Raw genomic sequence first — 20822 nt, 5'->3', positions numbered from 1 at the left:
TCTTAATCCCCTTCGTGGATGTATAGACGGAATTCTCTAGGGTTCTTGCCATAGAAAGCCTTAAAAGATTTGGAGAAATTTTTAGGATTTCCGTAGCCGACCAACTCGCTGATTTGGTAAGTTTTATACTGCGGATCAGTTAAGTATTCGGTTGCTTTTGTCATTTTGATCGATAAAACATAATCAGAGAAGGATTGTCCCGTTTTCTTCTTAAAATAGGTGCTAACATAGTAAGGATTCATATGGACGATCTGGGCAACATCCTTCAGGCAGGCTGTGCGAAAGTGTTCATGAACGTAGGATTTAATTTTTCCGATCAATACTTCTTCTTCACTCTGAGGCTTCGGCATAGGAACAGCCGATTTCGTCTCCCGGTCCAATTCTTCTTTAAGCTTGCCGAATACCTCTGCAAGCTCTCTATATTTAGTAGGCTTTACGATATATCCTTTGGCCCCGTATTCTAAAGCTTCCTTGACATATTCGAAATCCTTATGTCCAGTCAAAAAGACGATTTTAACCTTTGAATTTTCATTGTATAACTCTCGGGCCAACTCAAGACCGGATTTGATAGGCATTTTAATATCACAGAGAATGACATCCACAGATTGATCCTTAAGGAAATCAAGCGCTTGTTTACCGTTTTCAGCTTCCCCTGCAATATGGAACCCCAATTCATCCCAAGGAAAATAGTTACTGATCCCGTGAAGGATTTCATACTCGTCTTCTACGATAAGCATTGAATACATCTTGCCAGCCTCCTTCTCCCTATGACAGCTCACGAAGTTAGTTTATTATAGCCCATGTAAACCTTTTCGTCGCACTCCTTTCTTAAACAAGACCCCCTTTTCTAAAATCAGCACCCCATTAAATAAAAAAAGATTTCAGAAATGCTTAAAAGACAGCGCCTGAAACTATAATCCGATACATACCGAAACAGGCCGCATCCTGTTAAGGTTGAAGTAAGTCAAGATTAGATTCTAGATCAAACAAGAGAAAGAGGGTTCGATGGCTATGAAAATGAAATGGGTCGGTGTATGGTGCTCTGTTGCTCTATTCAGTATTTTGGCGCTGAGTGGATGTGGAGGAACAACAAATGATAACAACAGTCAGGGTGCTTCCGGGAAACCGGGAGATAAAGTAACTTTGCGTTTCTCCTGGTGGGGAAGCGATGACCGTCACAAAGCGACACTTGCGGCACTAGACAAATACATGGAGCTGAATCCGAATATCAAAGTGGAAGCAGAATATGGAGGATTCGATGGCTATGAACAGAAACTGAAAACCCAACTGGCAGGTGGAACCGCTCCTGATTTGATACAGGTAGATCAGCCTTGGCTCTTTGACATATCCCAACAAGGAGACGTTTTCGTCGATTTGAACACCTTGAAAGATACTGTCGATCTTACTCAGTTTGACAATAAATTCCTTGCCGATTATTCAACAGTGAACAATAAACTTCTTGGGCTGCCTACAGGAATCATTGGAATGGTGTTCTACTACAATAAAGATTTGTTCACAAAATACGGCATACCTGAGGATACCAAGTGGGATTGGGACAACCTGTTGGTATACGGCAAGAAAGTGCACGACCAGAGCAACGGTAAAGATGTCTTGATGAACATTGATCCCAACCTTGCAACCGAATTAGTCAGATACTATGTCATGCAAAAAACAGGTAATCAATTCGTGAAGGATGATTACACGCTTGGCTTCGACAAAACCGTAGCTGTTGAGGCGATGAATTATATTAAAAAATACCTGGATGCCGGTGTCATTCAACCTTTTGAAGAATCCACCGCTTTCTCAAACAAGATTGAACAGAATCCGAAATGGTTCAAGGGCGAGATCGGCTTTACTATGAATTTTACTTCCAACATTCCGGTGATGAAGAAGGATATCACGTTCGCAACAGATGTTACCGCCTCCGTGATCGCAAAGGACGCCAAAAGAACAGCAGTTGATACTCGTCCGGCACAAATTTTTGCAATTAACAAAAATTCTAAGAATGTGAAAGAATCGGCCAAGTTGATGAACTGGCTTCTAAACGACAAAGATGCAGCAACGATTCTTGGTGATGTTAGAGGAACTCCAGCTTCCAACAGTTCCCTGAAAGTGCTGACAGATGCCGGTAAAATTGAACCAAGCATAGCAAAAGGAACAGAAATCGCTTTAAAAACGAGTGGAGGCCCGTTAAACGGAATCAGCAGCAACGCGGAATTGGGTAAAATTCGTTTAGACAATATTCAAAAGTTGGCTTACAAAAAGGCAACACCAGAACAAGCGGCCGACGAATTGATCAAAAATATGAACGCCAAGCTGAAGGAATTGAAAAGCAGCCAGTAATACTAAAGTAAAGGAGAGGTGAACCTATGAAAACAATGGCGGAACACCGTCATAAGTCTATAACCGCCAAGCGAAGGGCCAAACGCCGGTCCTGGAACTATATGGGGTTGCTTTACATCAGTCCTTGGCTCATAGGTTTTCTGTTATTCGAATTATATCCCTTTGCCTCATCCTTCATCTATTCGTTTACAGACCTGAGCTTATTAAGGAAGCCACATTTTATCGGACTGGATAACTTCACCAATTTGTTTTCCAACGACCCTTTGTTTCTTAAATCGCTGCAAGTTACTTTCATATTCGTGTTAATTGCAGTACCCTCTAAAATTATATTCTCATTGCTAGTCGCCCTCATTCTTAACATGAAGCTAAAAAGCATCAACTTGTTTCGAACCATTTACTACTTGCCCTCCATTATGGGGGGCAGTGTAACCGTTGCTATTCTATGGAGGTATTTATTCTCCAAAGAAGGACTGATCAATGTCATGTTAGACCGGATCCATATCCCGGGGGTGGATTGGATCGGCAGTCCCAAATATGCCCTGTTTACGATCAGTTTGCTGACCGTGTGGCAGTTTGGATCTTCTATGGTACTTTTCTTGGCAGGATTAAAACAAGTTCCGGGTGAGCTTTACGAAGCAGGCAAAATTGATGGAGCTTCCCGAATACGGATGTTTTTCAGCATCACATTGCCTCTTATTACTCCTATTTTATTTTTCAACCTGATCATGCAGATGGTCAATGCTTTCCAAGAATTTACCGGAGCTATGATCATTACCGGTGGAGGACCGTTAAACTCCACTTATCTGTATGGTTTATTAATTTACCAGAACGCATTCCAATTCTTCAAAATGGGGTACGCATCGGCACAATCCTGGGTGCTGTTTATCATTATCCTGATCTTTACTTTCTTCACGTTCAAATCTTCATCCAGCTGGGTCCATTACGAGGATGGGGGTAAAAACTAATGAAGAAACTATCTACACTAAGCTCGTATATGTTGTTGTCTCTTTTTGGGCTGATTATGATTTATCCGCTACTGTGGCTTGTTTCGGCAACCTTTCGAACCAATGCTGAAATCTTTTCTTCCATCGGACTCATCCCAAGCCACATCAATTGGGATTCCTATATTAACGGTTGGAAGGGAACCGGACAATATTCTTTCGGAACCTTTTATACCAACTCTATACTGCTTACCCTTCCGGTAGTGGTCGGTACAGCGCTCTCAAGTCTTCTAGTGGGATACGGCTTCGTTCGGTTTGAATTTCCTTTAAAAAAAATATTGTTTTCACTTATGATTTCCACGCTCATGCTTCCAGGAGCGGTTATCATCATCCCACGCTATCTACTGTTTAAGCAGCTGGGCTGGCTGGACAGTTATTTACCCTTTATCATTCCGGCCTTCTTAGGAACTTTTCCGTTCTTTAACTTTATGATGGTTCAGTTTTTCCGCGGTCTTCCAAGGGAATTGGACGAATCGGCGAAGATGGACGGATGCGGATCCTTCGGTATTTTGCTGCGGATTCTGCTCCCACTGTGCAAACCCGCTGTATTCTCGGTTAGTATCATTCAGTTTATCTGGGTGTGGAACGATTTCTTCAACGTTCTGATCTATGTGAACAGCGTAAGAAAATTTACTTTGCCGCTTGCTCTTCGGATGTCTCTGGATGCAGTCGCCAACGTGAATTGGAGCGAAATTATGGCGATGTCGCTGCTAACTATGCTTCCTTGTATTTTCATTTTTTTCTTGGCGCAGAAGCATTTTGTTGAAGGAATTTCAACAACAGGGTTAAAAGGATAATGTATAGCTTGTGAAGTGAGAAGCAGTTCAATGTCAAGGCCTAAAATATACTGCTCTTTTTTTGTATTTCGCGTTTATTTCGATGGTATTGACTTATTTTAAAGAGAACTATCACTTCCCAATTAGATATCTCCTTTATATTGGGATCACAGCGACCATTCGATTCATTATCGTTAACGGAGCCTTTCTTTGAGAAAGGCTCTTTTGGCTTTCATCCGTATATGGCATGCACGAAAAAAACAATAAAAGAAGCAGCAAAATAGTGTTTCTTTTTTACAAAAATTACATGTTGATTTTACACTCTATGAATAGAACCTCTCTCTATTCCGGCTTATACTAATCTAGCAAATCAATATTAGTAGGAGGGAATGTAGGAGTGAAGAGAAGTTTCAAGCTGACGAATCGTATGCTTGTAGTCGTGATGCTTTGGACGTCGGTGTTCGCTGCCGCGGGTTATTTCGCGGTGCAGCAAGCCAATGCCAGAACAACCGCTACGAACGTTTTTGCAGCAGCTGGCGTAACTGCAACCGCGAATGGGTACGTGTCGGAAGATTTTGCGCCGTCCCATGCGATTGACGGAAATATGGACAGCGGCAAGTGGGTTTACGAGGGCGACAGCAATTTGCCTACGCCGGAGAACCCGTATTGGCTCAAAATCGACGCAGGCTCGGAAGTCACCGTACAGCAATTCGTACTGGCTCATGCTGGTGCTGGCGGCGAGCAGGCGCAATACAATACGAAGGATTTCATGATAGAAACGAGCAGCGACGACGTGAGCTGGACGCCTGTCGTTACCGTGACGGGCAACACGTACGGCACGACGACGCATGATCTGGAAACGCCGGTGAAAGCGAGATATTTCAAGCTCGACATCACGAATCCAGGCGATGAGGGTCCTGCCACGGGACGTTATTCGGCTCATATCTATGAATTCCAAGCCTTTGGTTTTGCCGAAGCACCGGCCGGTACGGTCCAAGGAGCGACCGGAAACGTTCAGGGCTTGCTAGGCGAATATTACCTGGGCACCGGCTCGGGCAATAATTTTGCTTTCGGCGATTATAAAGCGACCACGGTCGATCCACTGATCAATTTCACGGATTTGAACCCGGTCCTGACCAACTTCACGGGCGGAGAGGACGGCGCGAACGTGCGCTGGACCGGCCAAATCATGGCGCCGCAAACGGATGACTATACGTTCTATATGCAGGGCGACAACGGATTCCGCATGTGGATCGACGATAAGCTCGTCATCGACCACTGGGTGAATGACTGGGATAAAGAGCAAGTAAGTACCCCTGTCACGCTGGAAGGCAATCGGAAATACAGCTTCAAAATCGAATACTTCGAAGACTTTGGCGGCTCCAACTTGTACCTTCGCTGGTCGACGCCGACTATGACGAAGGATATCGTGTCAAGCAATGCGTTCTTCCTGCCTGCGGATTACACGGGAGCTGCAGCGAGTACCGTTGCGGCCGATGGCAAAAGCATCTCGCTGACGATGGTTTCGGACATGAATCAGCTGACGACCGATCTGCACAATCATATGATCGTGATGGCCGATGCGCTGCCTGTTCAAGTGCAAAGCATCGAACAGGGCGTGGACACCTCCAGTATGACCTTGAAATTGGCGAAAGCCATTTTGCCGGGTCAACGGGTGAGCCTTTCCTATGACGGACAAGCCGGTCTGCAATATGCGGATGGAACGGTTGTAACGAGCCTTAAATTCAATCCGACCAACTTATCTGAATTGGTGAACTATTCGCCGATCGCGATCGCAATGTCGATCTACGGCAGCGCGAAGACGAACCGTTCTTTCGCTTGGTACACCAATTACAACAGGCCGCAGAACGCGCCGGCGAACGCGACGGACAGCATCGTCGAGGTCGTGCCGGCCTCGGAATCCTTCGATTCGCCGGATGTCAAACGTTTCGTAGGCAAGCCGGAAGAGACGAAGATTCTCAACAATCTGAAGATCACGAACAGCACGACCGGATCGTTCATCAGCCATAAAGTGCTGGTGGAAGGCCTGACACCGGGAACGGCCTACAAGTATCGCGTAGGAGCGGAAAATTATTGGAGTCAGACGGGGACATTCACGACCGAAGGCGAGAACGAAAACACCTTCAATTTCTTGTATATGACGGACTCGCAAGGCTCCAACACGCAGGATTACAGCGTTTGGGCCAACACGATGACGCAAGCGCTGCAGCATGTAACGGATCCAAAGTTCCTGCTCATGACCGGCGACCAGGTTGATGCGGGCGCCTTGGAATCCCAATGGCTGGACTATTTCGGAGAGCCGCAGGATATGCTGATGAACCTGCCGATCCAGGCAGCCGTCGGCAACCACGAAGGACCTTATAACGATAACTATTACTATCATCTCAATTATCCGAACAATTCGATCGAGGATCCGTTGCCGCCGGGCAGCGTGTACGCGTACGACTACGGCGATGCGCATATCATGGTGCTTAACACGATGGATATCGGCTGGGACGACCGCCAGAAGGCATCGTTCAGCCACGAGATCGAATGGCTGAAGAGAGAAGTCGCGCAAACGGACAAGAAGTGGAAGATCGTCGCGTTCCATAAAGCGATTTATTCCGTCGGCAACCATGCCATCGAAAGCGATATCTTGGCCCTGCGCCAAATGCTGTACCCGGTCTTCGACGAGCTGGGCATCGACGTGGTGCTGCAAGGCCATGACCATACCTTTATGCGTTCGTTCCAAATGTACAACAACCAACCGATCAAGAACGTCCAGAAGGACGATCAAGACCGCGTGCTCAATCCAGACGGAACGCTGTATATGATCAACAACTCGGCCGCTACGAAATTCTACGATATCCAAGACGGCGTCGACCGCTTCTACGCGGACGTCTTCCTGCAGCCGAAGAAAGCGATTTACTCCGGCATCAGCATGACGGAGAACAGCTTTACGATCAAGTCCTACCAATCGGGCGATGATGCGCCGTTCGATACGTACGCCATCGTAAGGGACGACGTGAAACCGAATCCGGTCGAAGACTTGACTGCGGTCAAGACGGATGACGGCAAACGGACGATCACGTGGACCAAACCGCAAGACAGCTCTGACAATGTTATCAGAGGGTTCCGAATCTATGAGGCCAACGGCAAACTGGGCCCGAACTGGAGCGTTTATCTTCCGGTTGCAGCAGGTCAGGACAGCTATCAATACGTCGTGGAAAATATGAACCTTGACCAAACGTATAATTTCGTCGTGAAAGCCATCAACAAACGCGACAATTCGGATGCCAGAACCGCGACCAGCGCAGGCATCCAACCGGCGGCACCTACCGCGCCGGTCATGGACGATGCGCATAATACGTTTGGCTGGACGAATGCTCCGAAGTATACACAGCCGACCGATTATGAATTCAGCGTGAACAACGGCGCAACATGGAAGCTGGTGACGGCGAATCCACAGCCGGTTGGAGACGGCGATTATCCTGCAGGTTCCGTTCAGGTGCGCATTGCAGCCAATGCGACGCTGGGCATTGCGTACGGCATGCCGCTTGCGTCGACCAAAGCGTACACCAAGAACGACGTTCGGGACACGTTCCTGCTCATGGGAACCATCGATCGAGGCGACCAGATTAAAGTCGGCGTGAACGTCGAGCAGCTGACCGAGTACGGCGACGACGCGTTCCTGGTGTTCCAGCTGTTGAAGGGGAAAAACCCGGCTCCGGTGCTCATCAGCGCCGTTCCGCTGAAACAAACGAAGATGGCAATTACGCAGTACTTCAACGAAACGGGATCGGATTACAAGGTGAAGGTGTTCGTCGTGAATCAATTTGACAGCAAGCTTACCACGCCTACCCAATTGGCGAAACCGATCCTGCTCCAATAACGGCTAGAAAGAGAGGACTGCAAACGTGAAAAAGGTTTTGGCGGCCATGCTGGTGTTGCTCTTCGTCCTATCACCGGTTTCCAGCTACGCGGCGGCTTCTTTCGCACTCGACTTGAGTGCGCAGGAAGTGCTGCGCGGCGATGAAATTACGCTTTCCGGGACGGCATCGAACGACGTTGTCGTGAAGATCGTGCGTCCCAACGATACGGTATTCTATCTGGATGTCATCGAGCCTGCGAACGGCATATTCAGTGCGACGATTACCATTCCGGATACGGAGGATTTTGCGCCTTACGGCGTGTATAAAACAGTCGCTAGCAGCGGCTCCGCCACGTTGAACAAGTCTTTCAACGTTGTGGACAAGCTTGGCGGCGGAGGCACGACGCCTGGCAACGGAAACGGAACGGTTACTCCACCGACCGATACGGGCACGATTCCGGCCGATGCCGGCAGTACGTCCGGTTCCGTCATTCAACCGGATAAAGCCAAAGACGGCACGTATATCTTCGGCGGTGACACGCTGACTTCCGCGATCGAACAAGCACTGGATTCCGTGACGATCGAGCTGCCAGTATCGACGGGCACGTCCGGAAATGCGCTGGAATTCCCCGCACAAGCGCTGAAGACCCTGATGGACAAGGATTTGGATCTCATCGTCATCTCCGATAACGGCACGGTTCGTTTCCTGGCAGGAGCCATTGCGGCTCCAAGCGAGAGCGGACAAAGCACGAATATTCGCATCGTGCTGAACACTGTACTGACGGATGATGCCAAGAACGCCATTAATGGGACGCTCCAATCGAATACGGATTATGCGTCGACCGGCGTTGTGATCTCGGTCGTGATTCAGGTGCATTCGGGCAATAACGTCTCGGAGGTCCACAATCTAGACAAGCCGGCCGTGGTCAACCTGAAGCTGACGAAGGAACAAGAGCAGCTGATCGATTCCGACCTGGCCGGTGTGTACTACGTAAACGGTAAGCAGCTTGAGTATGTTGGCGGCACGGTAAGCAACGGTACGTTGACGTTCCAGGCGAATCATTTCTCGTACTATACGATTCTTGAATACAACAAAACCTTTGCGGATTTGAATGGACATTGGGCGGAGAAACCCGTGAAGTCCCTGACCGCGAAGCATATCTTGAACGGCGTGGACAAGCAGCATTATGCGCCAAGCCGTAACATTACGCGGGCGGAGTTCACCACGATGATCATGCGGAGCATTGAATGGACGGGGAACGCCGACGTGCAAGCCGGAACCAATCCGTTCAAGGACGTGCCGGCCGGCCGGTACTACACCGATGCGGTCGCTCAAGCGGCATCGCTTGGCATTGTTTCGGGCTATGAGGGCGCGTTCAGACCGAATGACAAAATCACGCGCGAAGAAGCGGTCGTTGCGCTTGTGCGCGCCGCCAAGTATTTCGAATTGTCCTCGCCAGGCAAGGGAGCGCCTGCTTTCGCGGATGCGAAAGACATCTCGGCATGGGCAACTGCCGCTGTCGATGAAGCCTGGTCGAAGGGTCTGATCGAGGGCGATGGCAAGCAGTTCAATCCAAAGAAATCCGTGACGCGAGCTGAGGTTGCCGTGATGATCAATCGACTGCTGCCAGTCGGTTCTGTGTAAGACGAACGAAGGAGGACCAAATTCGAATGTGTAAAAAGCTTCTTGCAGTTGTAATGACGGCATTGTTCCTCTACAACATGCTGGTGCCGTTATCCTCGGAAATCGTGTCCGCGGCGACGGCGGTTCAAGGCGAGCCGACCAAGAACGTAGCGCTCGGAGCGACCGCGACGGCTTCCGGCCAGTGCAACGCGAACGAGGGCGCCAGCAATGCCGTTGACGGCAAAACCGACACGAAATGGTGCGACAATACATCCGTTTCGAAAAAATGGCTGATGCTCGACCTGGGCAAAGTCTACAACATCAACGAATGGGCCGTGCAAAACGCGGCCATCAACGAGACGTCGAACAGCCCTTTCTGGAACACGAAGGATTTCCGGCTTCAGAAGAGCGGCGACGGCACAACATGGACAGACGTCGACGTCGTGAAGAGCAACGTGCAAACGATCGTGGACCGCTTAGTGACGCCGTTCGCAGCGCGGTACGTGCGGCTTTATATCGACAAGGCCGCTTACGACAACAATACGGCCCGTCTGTACGAGCTGGAATTGTATGGGGTCGATGCGGATCAAACCCCGGTCGGTCCGGCAACGAACCTGGCGCCGATCGACTATGTGGATCCGTTTATCAACACGCTGGGCGACAACGGGCAGACGAACCCAGGTCCAACGACGCCTTTCGGCCTGGTATCCCTCGGTCCTGACAGCGATGGCGGGGCATTCAGCGGTTACTACTACGAGAGCAAATATTTGAAGGGCTTCTCGCATCTTCGTTTCAGCGGCGTTGGCTGCAGCGGCGGCGGCGGCAACATTCTCATGATGCCAGAGACGCGCGATTTTACAAAGAACGTCGCGGATTATAAGCAGAAGTACGACAAGAGCAGCGAGCAGGCTTCCGCAGGCTACTACGGCGTGACACTCGCATCGGGCATCGGCGTGCAGCTGACGTCTTCGGACAACGTCGGCTTCCACAAGTATACGTTCCCGAACTCGGCGAATACGGGCTCCGCATTGGTTGACCTCTCCAACTCGTACGCAGGCATGGTGGATGCCAACCTGAAAGTGGAGAGCAACAACGAAATCACGGGTATGATCAAGTCCAAGAACGTATGCGGATATGGTTACTACACGATCTATTACTCCATTAAGTTCGATCATAACTTTGACTCCTACAGCACGTGGCAAGACGATGCGGTAGGCCAAGTGGCACAGCGCACCGGCTACAAAAGCGGCGCATGGGTCAATTTCAACACGCAAGACAACAAAGTGATTCAAGCGGAAGTCGGCCTGTCGACGGTCAGTGTGGAACAGGCGCAAGCCGAGCGCGGCCAATACTCGGACTTGGACTTCAACGCGCGTCACGCGGAGGCGAGAGACGCTTGGAGCAGCGTGCTGAACAAGGTTGAGATCACGGATTCGAACGAAGAGAACAAACGCGTGTTCTACACGCAAATGTACCACTCTTACCTGAGCCCGAAGAATGTCACCAGCTCGGCCGGCACGTTCAAGGCGGCTAGAGACGAGAACACCATTCGCCAAGCCTCCGAGCTTGGCGATGATTTCGAATATTACAACGGCTGGACGACGTGGGATGATTTCCGCAAGTACGCCATGTTCTCGCTCTTCGAGCCTCAGCGTTACAACAACATGGTGAAGTCGCTGGTCGATCTTTACAGCACCCGCGGCTCCTATACTCAATACGGCGACGGCTACTGGCCGAGTCCGACTGTACGGAACGAGTTTAACGGTGCCGTTATTCTCGATGCTTATGCGAAAGGCTTCAAGGATTTCGACGTGTACAAAGCCTTGAAAGGAATGGCCGTCGATGCGGACAACTTCTCGATCAGCGACGCCGATATTTCCGGCAAGCTGGAGAAGTACAACAGCGCTTCGTTCCCGATGAAATTAGCTCAATTGATCGGGGATAAAGCGACGTATGACAAGTACAAAAGTCTCGCGTTGTCCTATAAGAATCTGTGGAATAAGAATCAAGTGGACGAGAAGGGCGTTAAGACCGGCTTCTTCACGCCGAACGGCACGACGGTCGGCACCGGCGATATTTTGGCGGTCGACCGGTATGCGTACCAAGGCAACCTGTGGCAGTACCGCTGGTCCGTGCCTCAGGACGTGAACGGCATGGCCGAGCTGATGGGCGGCAAAACGGAGATGGCGAAGCAGCTGCTGCATTTCTTCGCGATCGACGAATATATGGCGATCAATGAAGAGGATATTCAGGCGCCGTATTTGTTCGACTACCTGGGCTATCCTTATCTGACGCAATATTACGCAAGAGAGTTTACGACTGAAGTCGTGACCCAGAAATACCACAACCACGGGGCGTATATGTATCCGATGAAATCGCGCGTCTACCGCGACGATCCGGAAGGCTACTTGTCCTCGATGGACGACGATGCCGGCGGCATGGGCTCTTGGTACGTGTACAGCGCGTTGGGCTTGTTCCCTGGGAACCCGGGCGAAGCGGATTTCTTGATCGGCTCCCCGATTTTCTCCGAGGTGAAGCTGCATATGGGCAGCGGCAAAACGTTGACGATCAAAGCAGATGACGTATCCAGCGAAAATCGTTTTATTCAATCCGCGGAGCTGAACGGAAACAATTTCGATCAAGCTTGGATTAAATACGACGATCTGATGGCCGGCGGCACGCTGGAATTCCATATGGGCAGCAAGCCGAACACCAGCTGGGGCGCCAAAGCAAGCGCTGCTCCGCCGGCGATCGATTACTCGGCGGATATCGACAACAACCTAAACCACGAGCCGTTGATTGCCGAGAAATCGACGTGGAAATTTCTCGATAAAGGCCAATACGCCGGCAATGGCTGGACGGACCTGAATTTCGACGATAGCAGCTGGAGCTCCGGCCAAGCCATGCTTGGATACGACAGCTACGGCAAACCGGCGACGAAGGTCAGCTACGGGCCGAACGTCAACAATAAATACCCGACGACTTATTTCCGCAGAACCTTCAATGCCAAGGACGTCAAGAACATTCTCGAGCTGGATGCCAGCTTGATTCGCGACGACGGCGCGATCGTGTACTTGAACGGGCATGAAATCTCCCGTACCAACATGCCGACGGGAACCGTGAATTACAACACCTACGCGAACGCGACCGTAGCGGATGAACGCGACCGGAACGGATTCGTCATCGATCCGGCATATCTGGTCGAAGGCGAGAACGTCTTGACTGCCGAGGTGCATCAGGTCAACGGAACGAGCACGGATATCGCGTTCGAATTCAGCCTTGAAGCGGTCAGAAAGCTGACGATCCCGGCTGCGCCGACGAATCCGGCCGTGGACGACAAAGCGAACACCTTCGGATGGACGCCGGCGGACGGCATCGAGCCAGCGACCGATTATCAATTCAGCACGGACGGCGGCAAAACGTGGAGACCTGCCACGTCCAATCCGCAGACGGTCGGACCGCTTAATTATGCGGCAGGCGCGATTCAGGTTAGAGCCAAAGCCAATGCGGACATGAACCGCGCGGCAGGCGAAGCGCTGATCTCGAATGCGGCCTATACATCGGACGTGAAATGGGATGTGTACGATCTCAAGGCCGATATCCATCGGGATGGCAACATGACGGTCGATGTTACCGGTACCTTGAAGGGCGACTATGTCAATTCGGCAGTCGTGGTCTTCCAACTGATGGACGGTAATCAGCGCGCTTGGTTGTCCAGCGCAGTGCCGGTCAAACAGGGAAGCTTCGACATTTCGCAAATCTATAACGTGAATGCAAGCAAATATCAGGTCAATGTCTACCTGGTGAACGAGTTCAACGGAGATATTTACCAATCGCCGTTGTGGCTGGCCGATCCGATCGAAAATCAGGCGGAACCAGGAACCTTACCTGATCCGGAAGGACCGCCGACCGTCGAGGATCCGATTCCGGTACCCCTGCCATTGCCGGAACCGGATGCGCCGGAAGAGCCGGGAGAGCCGGGGGATAACGGCTTGACCGTACAATTCGAAGAACGAACGGAGTGGACTTCAGCCACGCATCCAGCCGGCAACGGGGGACTGAGCACGGAAGCAAGCAACGGCGGAGTCGTAGTTGCACATACGTTCAACGGAGCTTGGCTGGCCTATAATGTCGATTTCGGCACGACCGGATCGAACAACGTAACCGTTGAATACGATGCGCCTACAGATAAAGTGCCGGCAGGCAGCAAGCTGGAGTTCCGATTGGGCAGCATCACCAGCGAGGTTGTCGGTACCGTTAATCTGGAGGATAAGCTGAGCGGATGGGGTTCCTATATCGCGACGAAAGCCAACCTGAGCAGAACGCTTACGGGAGCGCAGAAATTGTATGTCGTGATGGTAGCTGGCACGCCAAACAATCTCCCTTATATCGGGAACTTCGATTGGTTTAAATTCGGCTACGAGCCGGTCAGAAGCGATTTTGCCAAGCTGGAACTGGAAACCTATGACGAATGGACGACAGACTTGAATCCGGCTAATAACGGCCCGTTGAAAACGGAAGCTGGCAAAAACGGAGCGGGGCAACAAGTCGCCAATACGTTCAACGGTGCATGGTTCGCTTACAAGCGCATGCATTTCGGCAGCGAGGGCGTGAATCAATTCTCCGTCGAATACTCGGGCAACTTGTCCAACACGTTCGCAAACTCCGCCTTGGAGGTTCATCTGGGCAGCCCGACCGGTGCGCTGATCGGTACGACTGCAACGCCTCCGACGGAAGCAAACGGTTGGGGAACGTATGCGACGGTCACCGGTAGCTTGTCGCAAACCATTACTGGAATTCAAGATATCTATTTTGTGCTGACCGGCAGCGCTGCCCAAGGCGAGACGGGCAAGAAATACATCGGCAACTTCGACAATGCAAGCTTCTCCTTCAACGATCAGACGCCGGGAGACCCAGGGGATCCTGGGGACCCGGGAGATCAGCCGGATGCGGACGTCTTGAAGCTCGAATTCGAGCAGAAAACCGACTGGACGGAAGCGGTCAGCCCCGATATGGGCGGAACGCTGGCAGTAGAGGACAATAACGGCGGACAGACGATCGGCAATACGTTCAACGGTGCATGGCTATCCTTCAAAAATGTCGATTTCGGCAGTCAGAAGGGCAGAAACAACATTGCGATCGTCTATGACGCCCCGGACGACAAAACGCCTGCGGACATCAAGGCGGAAATTAGGCTGGGCGGAATCGCGGGCCTGCTTGTCGGCACGGTCGACCTACCGAATACGGGAACGGGTTGGGGTCACTACAACACGGTCGTTGCGGATTTGGCGACAACGATATCCGGCAGCCAAGACGTATACATCGTATTGAAAGGCACCACGTCGAGCGCGCTTCCTTACGTGGGCAGCTTCGACAGCTTTACTTTGGGCTACGCAGCCGTTCGCAGCGACTTCGCCAAGCTGGAGCTGGAGAAGTACGACGCGTGGACGACGGCAACGAATCCGAACAACAACAATACGCCGCTTAAAACGGAAGGCGGCAAGAGCGGACTGCAAGTAGCGAATACGTTCAACGGCGCATGGTTGGCATTTAAACGAATGGATTTCGGAAGTCACGGCGTTGACCAGTTATCAATCGAGTATGCGGGCAATACGGGCAACTCTTATGCAAACTCCGCGGTCGAGGTTCATCTGGGCAGCCCTGGCGGTACCCTGGTGGGCACGATTGCAACGCCTCCGACGGCAGCAAATTGGACGACGTATACGACGGTTGCCGGCAGCTTGATGCAGAAGATTTCTGGTATTCAAGATATCTATCTTGTGTTTACCGGCAGCGCGGGCTCAGGTGAGACGGGCAAGAAATACGTCGGCAACTTCGATGATGCTAGCTTCTCGTTAAGCGCTCAGCAGCCGGAAGCGGACGTGACCGTGGAGCTTGAGAACAAGATCAGCTGGTCGACGGAAAAGAACACCTTTAACAACAATCCGTTAAAGACGGAAACCCGTCCGGCAGGCATTGACAGAACCATTGTCGGCAACACCTTTACGGGTGCATGGCTGATTTACAATGTCGATTTGGGCGCTCAAGGTAAGAATTCCATCGACATCGACTATGATTCGCCTTCCAACAGGGCGCCTAACGATGTCGTGGCGGAGATCAGATTGAACAACAAGGATGGCGATATTATCGGCAAGGTCAACCTCCCGAATACGGGTGGCGCCTGGGATAATTACAAAACCGTCACCTCGCATCTAGATCAATTGGTAACCGGCAATCAAACGATCTGTGTCGTGTTCAAAGGCTCGACGACATCAGGCCTGCTGTATGTAGGGAACTTCGATAAGATGAAATTTACCAAAGTAATAACGATGCACCCGTAAGGGCAGCCCTTTAGACAGTGAAAAATGCCCCTAACCTACAAGCTGACGCCGATCTCAAGCGGCGTCAGCTTGATTAGTTTCAGTTGAATAATCCGTACCTCGTTGTAATACCGAATATATTACTCGATTCGATGGAGCGGATATCAAACGTCCAAGAATTCCAAAACTAAATTTAAGGTCAATCCGGGCTTCGCCAGCAAAGACGAGTCTGAGGCAGCTGGCAAAAATCGGCTGCCTTTTCCACACTATTCTAGCTAATAGCTTGTAAATATTTAAAACTTATTAGATTAACTCTACGATGCTATACTGAAAAATGAGCATAGTAAATAGCCTTCCCTGCAGTTAGGGGGAGGATTTCCTGAGAAATATGGCTAGGTATAAGGGTATAAGGTTGTTCGAAGGTTTCTGGATCCGCGTTTAGTTGTGTTTCGAGAAGATGTAAATTGTGTTTCTAGTAGACTTGCCGGAAGAGAAGACGCTTGGGTCGATGCCAGCAAATGCAGCAGGCTTTATTGCATGATCAAATCAATCGGTTTTTACCTTCGTATGGAGAAAATAAAAAGGTGATGATTGAGATACTTTACTGTTGTTATAACTGATAACAAAATACACATAAGAAAAGAGGAACTGGGAATGACTCTCGATATGTTTAAGCTTAATGATAGAGTGGCGCTTGTAACCGGTGGGAACAAGGGTCTTGGGTTTGCAATGTCCAATGCGTTGGCCGGGGCTGGTGCCAATGTAGTCCTGACGAGTCGAGATCTCGGAATGGCACAGTCAAGCGCTGAAGCTATTGCACAGGCTACTGGCCGGCACACATTAGGTCTGGAGGTAGACGTGACAGATACGGATCAAGTGGAGACTATGGTTCAATCGGTTGTTGAGCAGTTCGGGCGCATCGATATACTGATAAACAATGCGGGCATCAATATTCGTAAACCGATTGACGAATTAGATGAAGAAAGCTGGGATCTTGTACAAAATACGAATCTGAAGGCTCCTTTTCTATGCACTCGCGCTGTAGCTAAGCATATGAAAAATCAACAATACGGCCGCATCATCAATGTCTCTTCCATGTTAGGCATTGTCGCTTTGCCGGAGCGGGGCGCGTACTGCTCGAGCAAGGGAGGTCTTATTCAGTTTACAAAAGTCATTGCGTTGGAATTGGCGCCTTATAACATTACGGTAAATGCCTTATGCCCCGGTCCGTTTGCTACGGAAATCAATACTCCGGTATTCAACAATTCGGAAGCGAGCCGATTTTTCCTGGATCGTATCGCATTAAACCGGTGGGGGCGGCCGGAGGAGCTTGGAGGCGCAGCGGTCTTCTTAGCCTCGGAAGCCTCCAGCTTTATGACGGGATCTTCAATAGTGATTGATGGAGGCTTTACGGCCACATAAAAATGAGGTCGACCAGAAAGATCTGGTGAGTTCATAATACGATCGGGCACGATAGCACAATGCGAAGGTCCGAAGCGCGTAGTATAAAAAAATAAAACGTATGTTGTTGTTATTCGTCATACAAAACTGCCTTTCGAACTCAACATTTCAATCTTTGTTTGAGATTGAGACTGGAAATCAAAAGAAATGGTCATTCTATTTTTTGGGTGCAGATGCTAGTTCATTATCATGGCCAGTAACATCGAGGTAACTATATGAACTCTATTTCAGTACTACAGTTGAAAAAGCCAAACTGCTATACTTGAAAATGGAAATATTTCATCGTCACATTTGGATACTTCCAATAAAAAACTCATCTCTCAAGGAGGTTTTATAATGACAATGCCACAACGTAAATTGGGTTCGACGGGACTTTTCGTCGGAGAAATAGGGATGGGCTGCATGCCGTTGTCCGTTAACGGGCGTCCGCCCGAGAAAGACGGCATCAAAACGATTCATGCCGCATTGGAGCAGGGCATTACGCTGTTCGATACAGCTGATGCCTACTGTTTGAATTCTACCGAAAATGGTCATAACGAACGTCTGCTGGCCAAAGCACTGCAAAACCGTCCCGAAGCCATCGTGGCGACAAAAGGCGGGCATATCCGTCCGGAAGGGCGCTGGGAGACCGACGGACGCCCCGAGCATTTGCGTCAAGCGTGCGAGGACAGCCTTCGCGCGCTCGGAGTCGAAGCGATTGCGCTTTATCAATTCCACCGTCCGGATCCGAAGGTGCCTTTCGCCGAGTCCGTTGGGGCGGTCGCGGAATTGCAGCGGGAAGGGAAAGTCGTTCATGTGGGGCTGTCGAACGTTTCGGTTGCTCAGCTTGAAGAAGCTCGCGGAATCGTGACCGTAGCGAGCGTCCAAAACCGCATGAACCTGTTTGACCACTCTTCCATGGACGTGATGAAGCGCTGCGAAGAGCTCGGCATCGCCTTCCTGCCGTACAGCCCGCTGAACGGCATGGGCAACGCACGCGGTATCGGCAGCAACGAAACGCTTTCGCGGATCGCCGACCGGCATGACGCTTCGCCGCAACAGATCGCAATTGCCTGGCTGCTCCAATTGTCACCGGCCATCCTTCCGATTCCCGGCGCGAGCAAAGCAACCAACATCATCAACTGCGCTGGCGCGGCAAACGTTACGCTGTCCGCCGAGGACGTTGCCGAGCTGAACGGCATCGCCGCCCAAACCACGGCTTAATCGCATCCGTTGACAAAGAGCCGCCCTTCCAATTGGAGGGCGGCTCTATCGTGTACGCCCAGCATGGGCGTCATCTATACGGTGAAATTCTTTGACCGAGTCAACCATGGCATGCTCATGGCTCGGGTAGCGAGGAGAGTGACAGACAAGCGTGTGCTGAAACTGATTCGTTCCTACCTGAACGCTGGGGTCATGGCACACGGAAGGCTAGAGAAAACGGACGAGGGAACGCCGCAAGGGGGCCCATTAAGTCCGCTCCTAGCGAATATTCTGCTGGACGATCTGGACAAAGAGTTGACTAAGCGAGGACTGCGATTCGTCCGATATGCAGACGATTGCAACATTTTCGTTGCTAGCAAGCGTGCAGGGGAGCGCGTCATGGAGTTGGTAACACGCTTCGTAGAAGGAAAGCTGAAACTGAACGTGAATCGAGCAAAGAGTGCGGTAGACCGTCCTTGGAACCGCAAGTTCCTAGGATTCAGTTTCCTAAGAGACAAGAAAGCGGCGATACGTCTAGCGCCGCAAACCATCTCGCGTTTCAAAGAGAGGGTACGGGAACTAACGAACCGAACGCGATCCCAGTCGATGGAAAGCCGCATCCGACATGATTTTCCCATTCCGCCCCGGCAATATCGGGGACGATACAAAATGTTCCCATGCGATATTACACACGATTAACGTTGTTCGACAAATGATACTTGGAAAAGTTGAATCCATCAATGAAGCCCTTTTCGATGTTCAACCAGCACAATTCAACTGTCGGAAGTCAAAAACATGGGCCCATTAAAAGTCGCGTAAATCGTCCTTGACATCAGTATACTGGAATCAATCTAGCAATGATGTTACTTACTGGTAACCATAGCAGCGGGAGGAAATAAATTGTATAAACTGCTGATCGTGGATGACGAGAGAGAGATCCGCGAGGGCTTGGCTTCGTGGACGTGGGATCAGGTCGGAATCGAAGTGGTGGGCTGTTGCTCGCATGGTTTGGAAGCGCTTCAATTTGTCGAGGAGCATCCCGTCGATATCGTCATTACGGATATCCGGATGCCGTTCATGGACGGCATCGAGCTGATGACTTCGCTGAACGGGCAATATCCGTTCATTCGTGTCGTCATCCTATCCGGCTACAACGATTTTGAATATGCCAAGAAGGCGCTGCAGTTCGGAGCAATCGATTATTTGCTCAAGCCACTGCAGTTTCAGATGCTGTACGACACGTTCGCCAAAGCGGTCGAACGGCTGCGCGAAGAGAAGCAGGCCGAATTCCGCGTGTCCGTGCTGAAGCGCAAGGCGGAAATACTTACGCGGGTGCTTCGCGCCGATTTTCTGCGCCGCCTGTTTCAGGAGCGCCTCTCCGAGGTCGATTTGGAGCAGGGATGCTCCGACGGCGAAGTGCTGCTCGAAGGCACCTGTTACCAGATCGCGGTTTTTCGTCCGGACCGTCTGGCATCTTCTGGGGCAGGCATGGGAGACCAGGAGAAGAAACTGCTTGTTTTCTCGCTAGACAATATTTTGACCGATTTGTGGGAAGGCAAGGAGATTGGCTACCACTGGGTGAATGGACAGACGGGCGAAGCTTACGTGCTATCCACAAAGCCGGACGCCGAAACGCATTTCGCCGAGCTGCTGCCGCTCTGGCGCAAGTACAGAGGGTTGTTTAAATCCACTTTCTCCGGCGGCATCGGCCATACGGTCGGATCGCCAGCCAATATCTACCTATCCGCGCAGGCGGCGTCCGCGGCGCTGTCCGCGAACATGGAAGAGGGAACGCTTGCGGCCGTGCAGCCCGGGACCTCCCAGAATCCCCAGCTCGCACCGCTCGTCCTCGCCAGAAAGGAACAATTTGCCGCCGTGACCGTCGCCGAAGGCAGCCAAGAAGCGGAGCCGGTCAGCATGCTTCTGGTGCAGGCGAAGCAGTACATACGCGACCATTACGACCGCAGCCTGACCCTGAAGGAGGTTGCGGAGCAAGTGCATGTCTCCGGCAGCCATCTCTTCGCGTTGTTCAAAAACTCGGGTCAAACCTTCCTCAGCTTTCTGACTTCCATCCGGCTGCAGCGGGCCATGGAGCTCCTCAGCGGAACGAATCTCAAAATCTATGAAATCGTCGAGCAGGTTGGCTACTCCGATCCGGCTTATTTCACAGAGGTCTTCAAGAAATACACGGGCAGGACGCCGCACGAATACCGCAGCAAATCGCGGTAAACCCGGAGGGACACG

The 20822-nt window shown here is 50.9% G+C and carries 10 protein-coding genes and 3 pseudogenes; 11 read left to right on the top strand and 2 right to left on the bottom strand.

The features are described 5' to 3' along the window. Positions 1-2: 2 nt before the first annotated feature. Entirely contained in the window at positions 3-746 is a 744-nt protein-coding gene (locus ACFPYJ_RS14875; protein ID WP_379188941.1) for a response regulator transcription factor, read from the bottom strand. 265 nt (positions 747-1011) lie between these two features. On the opposite strand from ACFPYJ_RS14875, the gene ACFPYJ_RS14870 reads away from it, so the two are divergent. From ACFPYJ_RS14870 to ACFPYJ_RS14840, 7 genes and pseudogenes are all read left to right on the top strand, one after another. Continuing rightward, positions 1012-2343, top strand: coding sequence for an ABC transporter substrate-binding protein (locus tag ACFPYJ_RS14870; protein WP_379188940.1), 1332 nt, complete (start codon positions 1012-1014; stop codon positions 2341-2343). A 26-nt stretch (positions 2344-2369) separates the two neighbouring features. Then, positions 2370-3308, top strand: coding sequence for a carbohydrate ABC transporter permease (locus ACFPYJ_RS14865; protein ID WP_379188939.1), 939 nt, complete (start codon positions 2370-2372; stop codon positions 3306-3308). Further along, positions 3308-4141 (top strand): carbohydrate ABC transporter permease, encoded by an 834-nt coding sequence (locus ACFPYJ_RS14860; protein WP_379188938.1) that lies wholly within the window; start codon positions 3308-3310, stop codon positions 4139-4141. Before ACFPYJ_RS14865 ends, ACFPYJ_RS14860 begins: the two co-directional genes overlap by 1 nt. Before the next feature lie 43 nt (positions 4142-4184). Continuing rightward, positions 4185-4319 (top strand): annotated as a pseudogene (locus tag ACFPYJ_RS14855) (phosphate-starvation-inducible PsiE family protein); the annotation flags it as partial. Positions 4320-4517: 198 nt separating this feature from the next. Further along, entirely contained in the window at positions 4518-8012 is a 3495-nt protein-coding gene (locus ACFPYJ_RS14850) for a PA14 domain-containing protein (protein ID WP_379188937.1), read from the top strand. Between the two features lie 25 nt (positions 8013-8037). Beyond that, positions 8038-9636, top strand: coding sequence for an S-layer homology domain-containing protein (locus ACFPYJ_RS14845; RefSeq protein WP_379188936.1), 1599 nt, complete (start codon positions 8038-8040; stop codon positions 9634-9636). 26 nt (positions 9637-9662) lie between these two features. Continuing rightward, on the top strand, positions 9663-15956 hold the full coding sequence (locus tag ACFPYJ_RS14840; protein ID WP_379188935.1) for a glycoside hydrolase domain-containing protein: 6294 nt from the start codon (positions 9663-9665) through the stop codon (positions 15954-15956). A gap of 383 nt (positions 15957-16339) precedes the next feature. Here the strand turns inward: ACFPYJ_RS14840 and ACFPYJ_RS33205 are convergent. Beyond that, positions 16340-16481: pseudogene (locus ACFPYJ_RS33205) on the bottom strand (transposase); the annotation flags it as partial. A gap of 108 nt (positions 16482-16589) precedes the next feature. Between ACFPYJ_RS33205 and ACFPYJ_RS14835 the strand changes: the two are divergent. The 4 genes and pseudogenes from ACFPYJ_RS14835 to ACFPYJ_RS14820 all read left to right on the top strand — a co-directional run bounded on the left by ACFPYJ_RS14835 (position 16590) and on the right by ACFPYJ_RS14820 (position 20807). Beyond that, on the top strand, positions 16590-17357 hold the full coding sequence (locus ACFPYJ_RS14835) for an SDR family NAD(P)-dependent oxidoreductase (RefSeq protein WP_379188934.1): 768 nt from the start codon (positions 16590-16592) through the stop codon (positions 17355-17357). Between the two features lie 375 nt (positions 17358-17732). Beyond that, positions 17733-18599 (top strand): aldo/keto reductase, encoded by an 867-nt coding sequence (locus tag ACFPYJ_RS14830; protein WP_379188933.1) that lies wholly within the window; start codon positions 17733-17735, stop codon positions 18597-18599. 84 nt (positions 18600-18683) lie between these two features. Beyond that, a pseudogene (locus ACFPYJ_RS14825) lies at positions 18684-19199 on the top strand (reverse transcriptase domain-containing protein); the annotation flags it as partial. 297 nt (positions 19200-19496) lie between these two features. Beyond that, on the top strand, positions 19497-20807 hold the full coding sequence (locus tag ACFPYJ_RS14820; protein WP_379188952.1) for a response regulator: 1311 nt from the start codon (positions 19497-19499) through the stop codon (positions 20805-20807). The last annotated feature ends 15 nt before the right edge of the window (positions 20808-20822 follow it).

This window comes from Paenibacillus solisilvae, from assembly GCF_042656405.1.
Taxonomy (GTDB): domain Bacteria; phylum Bacillota; class Bacilli; order Paenibacillales; family Paenibacillaceae; genus Paenibacillus_Z; species Paenibacillus_Z solisilvae.
This window is presented reverse-complemented; position numbering and strand designations above follow the sequence as displayed.